At 67.3% G+C, this 10,207-nt stretch carries 8 protein-coding genes; 5 read left to right on the top strand and 3 right to left on the bottom strand.

What is annotated here, in order from left to right:
• Nucleotides 1-703, bottom strand: a 703-nt coding sequence (locus tag UWG_RS0107075) for a copper homeostasis protein CutC (protein ID WP_033196003.1), incomplete at its 3' end; no start/stop codon positions are given.
• 69 nt (nucleotides 704-772) lie between these two features.
• On the opposite strand from UWG_RS0107075, the gene UWG_RS0107070 reads away from it, so the two are divergent.
• Both UWG_RS0107070 and UWG_RS0107065 read left to right on the top strand, forming a co-directional pair.
• The gene (locus tag UWG_RS0107070; RefSeq protein WP_016906503.1) at nucleotides 773-1,471 is read left to right on the top strand and encodes an HD domain-containing protein; all 699 of its coding nucleotides are present in this window, start codon (nucleotides 773-775) and stop codon (nucleotides 1,469-1,471) included.
• 161 nt (nucleotides 1,472-1,632) lie between these two features.
• On the top strand, nucleotides 1,633-2,796 hold the full coding sequence (locus UWG_RS0107065; RefSeq protein ID WP_016906502.1) for a Cmx/CmrA family chloramphenicol efflux MFS transporter: 1,164 nt from the start codon (nucleotides 1,633-1,635) through the stop codon (nucleotides 2,794-2,796).
• 13 nt (nucleotides 2,797-2,809) lie between these two features.
• Here the strand turns inward: UWG_RS0107065 and UWG_RS0107060 are convergent, their stop codons facing one another.
• Together UWG_RS0107060 and UWG_RS0107055 are read right to left on the bottom strand one after the other, a co-directional pair.
• Entirely contained in the window at nucleotides 2,810-3,124 is a 315-nt protein-coding gene (locus tag UWG_RS0107060) for a DUF4031 domain-containing protein (RefSeq protein WP_016906501.1), read from the bottom strand.
• 144 nt (nucleotides 3,125-3,268) lie between these two features.
• A complete protein-coding gene (locus tag UWG_RS0107055) occupies nucleotides 3,269-3,667 on the bottom strand; it encodes a hypothetical protein (protein WP_016906500.1) in 399 nt (132 codons plus the stop codon).
• A gap of 247 nt (nucleotides 3,668-3,914) precedes the next feature.
• On the opposite strand from UWG_RS0107055, the gene UWG_RS0107050 reads away from it, so the two are divergent.
• The 3 genes from UWG_RS0107050 to UWG_RS0107040 all read left to right on the top strand — a co-directional run bounded on the left by UWG_RS0107050 (nucleotide 3,915) and on the right by UWG_RS0107040 (nucleotide 7,707).
• Nucleotides 3,915-4,760 (top strand): MurR/RpiR family transcriptional regulator, encoded by an 846-nt coding sequence (locus UWG_RS0107050; protein WP_016906499.1) that lies wholly within the window; start codon nucleotides 3,915-3,917, stop codon nucleotides 4,758-4,760.
• A 41-nt stretch (nucleotides 4,761-4,801) separates the two neighbouring features.
• Complete coding sequence (gene murQ / locus UWG_RS0107045) at nucleotides 4,802-5,776, top strand: N-acetylmuramic acid 6-phosphate etherase (RefSeq protein WP_016906498.1); 975 nt, start codon at nucleotides 4,802-4,804, stop codon at nucleotides 5,774-5,776.
• Between the two features lie 188 nt (nucleotides 5,777-5,964).
• Nucleotides 5,965-7,707 (top strand): PTS transporter subunit EIIC, encoded by a 1,743-nt coding sequence (locus UWG_RS0107040; RefSeq protein ID WP_029391234.1) that lies wholly within the window; start codon nucleotides 5,965-5,967, stop codon nucleotides 7,705-7,707.
• The last annotated feature ends 2,500 nt before the right edge of the window (nucleotides 7,708-10,207 follow it).

Genomic DNA, 10,207 nt, shown 5'->3' with positions numbered 1-10,207 from the left:
CCAGCACCCCCCGCCACACACCAACCTCCCCCGGATCAACCCTGCCCGCCCACCCCCCGCTCCGAGCAGCACCACCGATATGGAACGCATCTACCCCCTCCGCCAACAGCTCCGGCACATGCCGGAGCTGAAGCCCACCCCCGACCATCAGCCGCGGCCCGTACCCCGGTTCCCCCGTCCGCGACCGGCGCACTTCGCTGCGGAGCACATCCAACCCGCTCCCCACCCCGTCCGCCGAACCGGCCGTCAGGTAGGTATCGAGCCCCGGAAGGTCACCGAGGGAGGCGAGTCTCTTCCGCAGACCATCCCTGTCGGCAGCCCGGTCGATGGCTCGGTGATAGGTCCAACGACAGCCCGCAACAGCCTCGTTCAAGGACGCAAGCACCGGGATGTCGGGAAGCCCGGCCTCGTCGAGGTATCCGAAAACGAACTCCGAGGCTCCCTCTCCTCTCAGGACGCGGGCCTCCGCACACAGACTCTCGAGTTCACGCTGCCCGGCCAGCAGGAAGTCGTTGGCGGGCCGGAGCATCACGCGGACGGGAATGTCGACAGCAGCGACGACACGGGCGACCGTCTCCCGGCTCGGCGTGAGTCCGTCCTCCTCGATCGCCGAGACCAGTTCGAGGCGGTCCGCCCCTCCGGCCTGCGCAGCACGCGCATCCTCGGCGTCGAGCGCGATCACCTCAAGAATTGGTCTAGACATATACCACAGAGTGCCACACCCCGAGATCCCCCGGAAGACAGCACCCCGCCCGACGACGACAATTGGCCCGTGAGCTCCACAGAACCGGAAGACGACGCCGCTCCCCAGCCGACCGACGACCTCCTCGCCGCCTGGACGGCCCTCCTCACCAGCGCCCGCGGCGGCACAACACATCCCGACCCGACGCCGTACGGAGCCGACCTCCTGCAGCGCTGGGCAGAACCGCACCGCCACTACCACTCAACTACGCACCTCCGCACCGTTCTTGACCAGGTAGCCCTGCTCGCCCCGGAGGACCCGCGACGCGAGGGGAGCACCTTCGACCGGGACACCGTGCTCCTGGCGGCCTGGTTCCACGACGCCGTCTACCGCCCCGACCGCAGCGAGAACGAGGAACGCAGCGCCCGCCTGGCAGAACGCGCCCTCCCGGAAGCTGGCGTCGACGCCTCCCGTACAGCAGAGGTAGCCAGGCTGGTCCGGCTCACCACCTCGCACGACCCCTCGCCCGACGACGCGGCAGGCGCCGTCCTCTGCGACGCGGACCTGTACGTACTCGCTGGCCCGCCCGACGCGTACGCCCGATACGCCGCCCAGATCCGGCGCGAGTACTCGTTCGTCCCGGAAGCCGTCTTCCGAACAGCGCGCTCCGAGGTGCTCGCCCAACTCCTCGCACTCCCCGCAGTGTTCAGCACCCCCTACGGCGCGGAACACTGGGAGGAAGCCGCACGACACAACGTACAAACAGAACTCGATCTGCTGGCGGCCTGACGGCGCGCTCCAACTCCGCGGGGAATGAAGTACGTTGATCGGTCGGTTGGCCTCACATGCCCGCGGACACCACACCGGCTGGCGGGAGCAGTCCCGATACGCCTGCTGGAGTGCCTGACCAGCCCCCGAGCAGTCAGGCCGCTCCCGCCGGCAGGCATCGCATGCCCCTCGCCGTGTACGTGCTGGGGTTGTCCGTCTTCTCGCTGGGCACCTCGGAGTTCATGCTCGCGGGCATCCTCCAGCCCATAGCCCGCGATCTCGACGTCTCTATCCCCCGAGCGGGACTCCTGATCTCGGCGTTCGCGATCGGCATGGTCCTCGGTGCGCCGCTTCTGGCGGCCGCGACACTGCGACTTCCCCGACGTACCACGCTCCTCGTCTTCCTCTTCGTCTTCGTGCTCGGACAAGTCGCCGGAGCCCTGGCTCCGACGTACGAAGTGCTCTTCGGCTCACGCGTCGTCAGTGCACTGGCGTGTGCAGGTTTCTGGGCTGTCGGCGCGGCCGTGGCGGTGTCGCTCGTTCCGGTCGGAGCCAAGGCGCGTGCCCTGGCCGTGATGGTGGGCGGGTTGAGCGTCGCCAACATCGCCGGAGTGCCGGCGGGATCGTTCCTCGGCCAGCACGCGGGGTGGCGTGCCTCCTTCTGGGGCGTCGCGGTACTGGCCGCACTCGGCATCGCGGGCGTCGCGCTGATGGTGCCGCGGACGGCTACGCCCGCCGGGACGGAGGCTCCCAGGCTGCGCCGGGAGGCGCGGATCTACCGGGACCGTCGGGTCTGGCTCGCGGTCGGCACCATCGCGTGCAACGCCGCGGCGACCTTCGCCCTCTTCTCGTACCTCGCACCACTGCTCACCGAAGTGTCGGGGCTGGACGAGGACGGCGTCCCGACCGTACTCGTCCTCTTCGGGATCGGCAGCCTCGTCGGTACTCTCCTCGGCGGCCGCACCGCCGACTCCCACCTCTTCGGCACGATGTACGCCGGTATCACCGCCACCGCGGCGACCCTCGCGCTGCTAGCGGTGCTCGCTCCGTCCACGTACGGGGCCGTCGCGCTCACACTCGTGCTGGGGGTCGCTGCCTTCACGACGGGGCCGGCCTTCAACGCCCGGATATTCGACGTCGCCTCGTCGGCGCCGACGCTCGCCGGGGCTACGGCCACCTCGTCGTTCAACCTCGGCAACACCGCGGGTCCCTGGCTGGGCGGACTCGTCATCGGCGCCGGGCTGGGGTACCGGGCGGTTGCTCTCACAGGTGCCGTACTCGCGGCAGGCGCCGTGCTTCTCACCGCCCTGGCGGCCCGAACGGATCGTCGTGGTGGCCGCGGATGAAATCCGGCCGGCCTCAGGAGCGGCACGGCGACGACCGCTCCGGCTGCCGGGTCCCTTCGGCTTGCGGGCCGCGGCGCTTCGGTCGTCGCAGCCCGGCTTCCGTGAGACGGCGGAGCAGTTCCTTGCTGCCTACTTCCCTGGCTCCTGCTGCGACGGCTGTCTCGTAACGGGTGCTGGGCAGGTCGTAGTGGTCACGGTCGAAGGCGCGGCGCGGGCAGCCGAGTGCTTCGGCGAACGTGTGGAGCTCCTCGTAGGAGGCGTCGCTCACCAGATGCGACCACATACGGCCGTGGCCTGGCCACATGGGGGCGTCGATGTAGATCGTCACGTCAGCGCCTCGGGATGCGCTTCGAACTCCGAGCCTCGAGCCCCGGGAAACAGCGCTCCGAGCCCCGAGCCCCGAAGAGCGACGCCAAGCCCCGGGAACGGAACCTGAGCCCCGAGCCCCGAGCCTCCAAAACCCCCGCCCCACTCAAAGCCGAGCCCCCAACTGCCCGATTCGCGCCACAGCAGTGGACGTCTCCGAACAGACCCACTGCGGGTCCTCCCCGAGCTCCGGCTGCACATCGAGAGCGTGTGGATCTCCACCACCGCACACGGGGCAAAGGGGCCACCGCCCGTACCGGTCCAGCAAGGCGTCCTGAACGTCCTGCGCGACCAAGCCCGCAACGAAGACGACACCTTCCGGCCACTGCTCGACCCACCATCGACGGTGCGACACCGCTTCCTCAACCAGCGAGACGATGTCGGCCTCCGCAACCCTGCTCGCGTCCAGATCAGCGAGGATCAGAGCCCGCGCAACGTGAAGCCCCCTCTCCAACGAGGACGGTTCGCTAGCGGACTGCCCGGATGCCGACTCATGCTCTTCCATACCTCCCATTGCACCAAACCAAGGAACCGAACGGCCCGCACGGACGGCCGGAGAGCCGTATTGGTCACGCACCGTTGACGGAAGGCTCCGCAGAAAATACCTTCCGCCTGTGGCCGGAAATCTGAAGGAAAATTTCGCCAGCGTTCCTGAGCAGGTCTCGGCTGCCTCGCCCGTCCGCGGCCGAACGGATACGGATCGCTCCCCCAACCCTCCCGCCCCGGAGGCCCTTGCAGCCAAGGTGCGCACCATGGCTCCCACCATGACCCGCTCCATGCAACGCGTCGCCGAAGCGGTGGCCTCCGACCCGGCAGGCTGTGCCCGACTCACCGTCACAGGCCTCGCCGAACGCACCCGCACCAGCGAAGCGACCGTCGTCCGCACCTCCCGGCTGCTCGGTTACCCGGGCTACCGCGACCTCCGCCTCGCCCTCGCCGGCCTCGCCGCCCATCTGCAGTCGGGAGCGGCCCCCTCGGTCACCGCCGACATAGCCGTCGACGACTCGATGGCCGAAGTAGTCGCCAAACTCGCCCACGACGAACGCCAGACCCTCGCCGACACCGCCGCATGCCTCGACGCTTCCCAACTCGACGCAGCAGCGACGGCCATGGCAACAGCCGGCAGGGTGGACGTCTACGGAGTCGGCGCTTCGTCCCTCGTCGGACAGGATCTCGCCCAGAAGCTCCTGCGCATCGGCCTCATCGCGCACTCCCACACGGACCCGCACCTTGCGGTCACCAACGCCGTTCAGCTCCATCCCGGAGACGTCGCCGTGGCGATCACGCACTCGGGCCGAACCGGCGACGTCATCGAGCCACTGCGGACCGCCTTCGAGCACGGCGCGACCACCGTCGCCGTGACCGGCCGCCCGGACGGCGAGGTCACCCAGTACGCCGACTACGTACTCACCACCTCGGCGGTCCGAGAGAGCGAGCTGCGACCGGCTGCCATGTCGAGCCGGACGGGCCAACTCCTCGCCGTCGACTGCCTCTTCGTCGGCGTCGCGCAACGCACCTACGAGACGGCGGCACCGGCCCTGTCCGCCTCCTACGAGGCGCTGGCGCACCGGCACGTCCCCCCGACCAGACCTCGTTGAGCGTCCTCACCCCGCACCGTGCACAGAGAGAGCCGCGCACCATGAGCACCGAACCTTCAGCAGCCCCTTCGGACAGCGCTTCCGACTCCCAGCCGACCGGCGCGCTCCAGGAGCAGCTGGCCCACCTGACGACCGAGGCGTTCCGCAGCGAACTGGCCGAGATCGACCGGTTGCCGACCCTCGACATCGCGAAGCTCATGAACACGGAAGACGGATCGGTCCCGGCCGCCGTAGCGACGCAGCTCCCCGCGATCGCCGCAGCCATCGACGCCACCGCCGAGCGGATGGCGCAAGGAGGCCGACTGATCTATGCGGGCGCCGGCACCGCCGGACGCCTCGGGGTCCTCGACGCGAGCGAGTGCCCACCGACCTTCAACACCTCGTCCGACCAGGTCGTCGGCCTCATCGCCGGCGGTCCCGAGGCTCTGCGGACGTCCGTCGAGGGTGCGGAGGACAGCCCGGAACTGGCCGCCGCCGACCTCGAGCAGCTCGCGCTGGGAAGCCGGGACACGGTGGTGGGCATCTCCGCATCGGGGCGCACCCCGTACGCCGTCGGAGCTGTGCGGTACGCGCGCTCCCAGCACGGCGCGCTCACCATCGGCCTCTCCTGCAACGCGGGATCACCGCTCGCTGCCGCCGCCGACCACGGAATCGAGATCGTGGTCGGCCCGGAGCTCCTCGCAGGCTCGACAAGGCTGAAGGCCGGGACGGCTCAAAAGCTCGTCCTCAACATGATCTCCACACTCACCATGATCCGCTTGGGCAAGACCTACGGAAACCTCATGGTGGACGTGCGCGCCTCGAACGACAAGCTCCGAGCCCGCTCCCGACGCATCGTGGCCCTGGCCACCGGCGCGGAGGACGAGGAGATCGAAAGGGCGCTGTCCGCCACGGACGGCGAGGTGAAGAACGCAATCCTGATGCTCCTCGGCGACGTCGACGCCACGACGGCGACGCATCTCCTCGCGACCTCAGGCGGCCACCTGCGCAAGGCACTTGAAGCCGGACGCGCCTGAACAAGAGCGCAACGGACGCGGAAACCAACCTCTGGCGCGTGCGCATGGCGCCTCGCACACGCAGCTGTGCCCGCCGCGCCACCCGGATGCCATGAATTCGGCAGGCCGACCTGCGCTTCGCGGTCCGTCGCCGCACTATCGGCAGCACCGGCCACGACGGCCGGCGTCCCACGACCAAGGACGCCAGCATGAGCAGAGACGAGAACCGCGAGCTAGCCGAGAAGATCCTCCCTCTGGTCGGCGGATCCCGGAACGTGACATCCGTCAGCCAGTGCATGACGAGGTTGCGTCTGAGCTTGGCCGACAGGTCACTCGTTCAGGACGCCGAACTGCGCATGTTGCCGGGGGTTCTCGGAGTGGTCGAGGACGACACGTACCAGATCGTTCTCGGCCCCGGAAAAGTCGCGCGTGTGGCGCCGGAGTTCGAGCGTCTGGCCGCAGGGGGTGCCCAGCGGACGGTGGTACGTGAGGACCGGCGAGGGAGGGGAGCCGCGGAAGACCTGAGTTCCGAGCCCCAAGCCCCGAGCCCCGAGCCCCGAGCCCCGACGCCTCAGCTCCGAGCCCCGAGCCTCGGCCGAAGCTCCAGTCCCTCCGAGCCCCGAGCCCTGAGCCCCGGTGCCGACGCTTTGGCAGCGGAAGGCGAAGCCATCCGTGCTGCCCAGAAACAGAGGAACGCCACCCCTCTCAAACTGATGCTCCGAAGAATCGCGAACATCTTCGTGCCACTCATCCCGGCACTCATCGGCTGCGGCATCGTCGCAGGGTTCAACGGACTTCTGACGAACCTGGGTTGGGCCTCTTCCGTGACGCCCGCGCTCACAGCGATATCGAACGGTTTCATATCGCTCCTCGCCGTGTTCGTAGGGATCAATACCGCGAGGGAGTTCGGTGGCACCCCAGTCCTGGGCGGGGCAGCCGCCGCCGTCATCGTCTTTCCTGGAGTCACCGACGTATCGGCCTTCGGCCACGAACTGGCCCCAGGGCAGGGAGGCGTTCTGGGCGCCTTGTTCGCAGCCCTCCTGGCCGTCCAAGTCGAGAAGTACACCAGACGATGGGTCCCCGAGGCGCTGGACGTACTGGTGACCCCCACCCTGACGGTCCTCGTTTCCGGCCTCGTCACTCTCTTCGGTCTCATGTACGTGTGCGGCGAGTTGGCGACGGGCATCGGGCACGCCGCGAACTGGTTGCTGGCACACGGAGGCACCGCGGCAGGGTTCGTTCTCGGCGGACTGTTCCTGCCCCTGGTAATGCTCGGACTGCACCAGGCGCTGATCCCCATCCACACGACACTGATCGACCAAGAGGGGTACACAGTGCTCCTCCCGGTTCTCGCAATGGCAGGCGCCGGCCAGGTCGGGGCAGCAATCGCCATCTACTTCAAGCTCCGCCGCAACTCATCGATCAGGGCCACCATCAAGTCCGCGCTCCCCGCAGGGTTTCTCGGCATCGGCGAACCACTCATCTACGGCGTCTCCTTGCCTCTCGGCCGCCCCTTCGTAACGGCCTGCATCGGTGGCGCTTTCGGCGGCGGAGTGGTCGGCCTCTTCTACCAGCTCGGTATCTCGGTGGGGTCCGCTGCGATCGGCCCTTCGGGGTGGGCACTCTTCCCTCTACTCAAGGGAGACCACGGCCTGGGGCCGGTTACGGCGGTCTATGCGTTCGGCCTCGCCGTGGGTTACGTGGTGGGATTCGTTGCGACGTACCTCTTCGGCTTCAACCGGACGATGCTGTCGGACCTCAACGCCGAGACGACGTCCAGTTCGGCAGAGAACGCTTCGACCGACGAGAGGTTCACGTCACCGAGCCCAGCCCACGTCACCGAGCCAACATACGGCGACGAAGGGGACACCGGTACGGAGGGCCCCGGACCGGAAGGCCCGGAAGGACCGCCGGGAGACCAGCCACGTCCCAAAGCTCCGAGCCCCGTGTGACGGCCGGGAGAGGCGTCGAGGAACCACCGAGCCTGTCGCTCCTGACCGGGCCCCAACGGCCCCACCACGGCAACGCCGAGGCAGCCGGCCGACTCCGTGTAGCCGCTCGCGCGGACGACCTCGGCTCGACAGACCTGATCCGTCGTCCGACGGGCAAGGGCCGCGGCAAGACGCGGCCGCGCCTTGTCGCCGCGCTCGCCCCTGCCCAGGCCCCCGCAGACTCACGCCATGTTGACGATCTAGAGGAAAGTCAGAAATCGAACTTTCCTCTTGACCACGCTCGCGGGCTTCCACTTCAGACACAAGACGCTGCGGTCCTACAGCCCTGAAGAGGCGGCACAACCACTGCCACATCAAGTAAGCGCTTGGCCAATAACGTTGTCGAACAAGCCCCGAGGACTAGGTCGACCGCAGGGTCTCGGAAAATCTCTCCAGGGCAGCGTTCACCCCTGCGAGGGAGAGGCATACCGTGAGGCCCGCGAGATGTGGGAGTATTCCGGAGGAGGCGCTCCGGAGACGGAGTTCCTCCATCCCCCTCCGGGGAAGCCGTGTCCGCCTTTTGGTAGTACATCACGGGGGTTCGACCACAGGGCGGGCACGGCATAATTACTCCGGTACTTGGCTGACTTCCAAGTCCGGCTGGAGATCGACTCCCGGCTGAACGAGGGGCGTAACGCTCGTTTTCGACAGCGCCCGAATTGATTCCCCGTTGTGCGTTGCTGCGGTTTCGATCAGCAGTACAGCAGACGTCCGTTGCGGCTCCGCCGCAAGGAATCCAAGCCGGAAGACCGATGACCCACACCCCACCTGAATGGGAAGTCCAACGACCGGAGCGCCGACCAGTAGGCAAAATGAAGGGCCTGCGTTGGGCCTTCGGGGTGCCGATGACCGTCCTCAATCTCGTTGCGTGCGCGACCTGTTACCACGCCGTGAGTGCATCTCCTTACGCACAGCGTGGCGAATTCGTCCTCACACGAATCGAGGCCATGTGCGGCATGACCTTCGCGTGCGCAGCACTGGCCATCTGTCTGTCGTGCGTCCCACTCGCACGCCAGGTCATGAGCAGGTGGTGGATGGCAGCTCCTCTCACCCTGATCCTGATCGCAGCCACTCGATGGGCTTCACTGTTTCAGCCCTACTCCGAGTCAACCGGCATGTGAACAACAACCGGTGAGCCACGGCTTGAAGACGATGGAAATCGAACTAACGCCTCTGGCCAGGCGATTCCCCTGGATCAGAACGGAAGTGCCGGCATCACCACCACCGACGTCGGCTCGGTAAAAACTCCGACCGGTGCGAGGCACCTGCCTTGTCACAACGTGGGACTTCGGGTTAGCTGGCGAACTTCATACGGGTCCTTCACGGTCGTGGTGACGTGACGGCAGCCGCACGACCACAGTCACGGAGGAGGAACAGCGGTGACGCAGTTCGGCACGCCCTTCCCGGACCATGAGTGTATTCATGGTCACCCCATGGCCCCTCAGGGATACGGAAAACGTAATGCTCCCGGTCAACAACCGCGCAGCGTCAGCGATTTCAAGCATCTTCCCGAGAGAGAAGCATGTCTGGCGGCGTTCATCGACGCACTCCCAGTCGGCGCCGCAATGGGGTACAAGACCCTGGCAAAGACACTGCCGACGCTGGGGCAGGCTGCATGCCGCAAGACACTGCGTGAACTGTCGCGCGCCGGGCACCTCCGCCGGTACCTCGAAGCAGCAAAGCCGAGCATCACAAACGGCCTGCGCTGGGTCACAAGGACCTTCTTCTCACGGAGTCCGCGCGACCAAACGTGGTGGGAGTCGTTCCGCATCAAGAACGGCCTGTTGCCGCTGAACAACGAGCGACGGCAAAACGACTGCTCAACAGCTCCAACCGCACGTCCGTCCAGAACTGAACCTGACGTGCGGCTCGTTCGCCCCTGTCGGAAGGTGGGGTTCGAGATTTTGGACAGCCGGAGAATTACAGACGGACGCCAGGAGAGGCCGCCCAGTCCCTCGCGGGCAAAGCACGGAAGTGGTGTCCCGCCAACGGTCGGAGAGCAGTTGGAACTCCCCCTTCCGGGACAATGTGTTCGACGCGCCGGGCGAATTACCCACCCTGGGCGACGAGCGGCCAGGCACAGCTCTGGTCCGCCTACTCGGCCCGCTGGACATCGGCCCGAACAGCCGTCCAACAGCCGCGCGGGATCGAATAGAGCGCACCGTGCCGGCAGCTCCCACCGCCTGCAAAGCGCTCGGAAGCCATTCGAAGCGAAGGGATGCCCGGAGCAACGTGACCGCTCGGCACGAACCCTCTTGGGCAAAGCCTTTTGCAGGCTTCGTGATTGGTTCTTCCCCGCCAACTGACGCCTATTTTGGTGGACTTCAACGAAGAAGGACCGGCCAGTCGCTCATGAGGCCACACTCGGCCCCTACTCTTCTGGACAGACAGACGGACGTTCGTCCGGAGAGCCCCCGGGCCTGGCGCGTTCCACCAAGCCACGTTCGGCAACTCCACTTGG

Origin of the sequence: Streptomyces xiaopingdaonensis, from assembly GCF_000262345.1 — a bacterium.
Taxonomy (GTDB): Bacteria; Actinomycetota; Actinomycetes; order Streptomycetales; family Streptomycetaceae; genus Streptomyces; species Streptomyces xiaopingdaonensis.
This window is presented reverse-complemented; position numbering and strand designations above follow the sequence as displayed.

Excerpts from the sequence above, each read along its gene's own strand:
- UWG_RS0107050 (WP_016906499.1), top strand. The coding sequence starts at position 3,915 with ATGGCTCCCACCATGACCCGCTCCATGCAACGCGTCGCCGAAGCGGTG.
- UWG_RS0107040 (WP_029391234.1), top strand. The coding sequence starts at position 5,965 with ATGAGCAGAGACGAGAACCGCGAGCTAGCCGAGAAGATCCTCCCTCTG.
- murQ (WP_016906498.1), top strand. The coding sequence starts at position 4,802 with ATGAGCACCGAACCTTCAGCAGCCCCTTCGGACAGCGCTTCCGACTCC.
- UWG_RS0107065 (WP_016906502.1), top strand. The coding sequence starts at position 1,633 with ATGCCCCTCGCCGTGTACGTGCTGGGGTTGTCCGTCTTCTCGCTGGGC.
- UWG_RS0107055 (WP_016906500.1), bottom strand. The coding sequence starts at position 3,667 with ATGGAAGAGCATGAGTCGGCATCCGGGCAGTCCGCTAGCGAACCGTCC.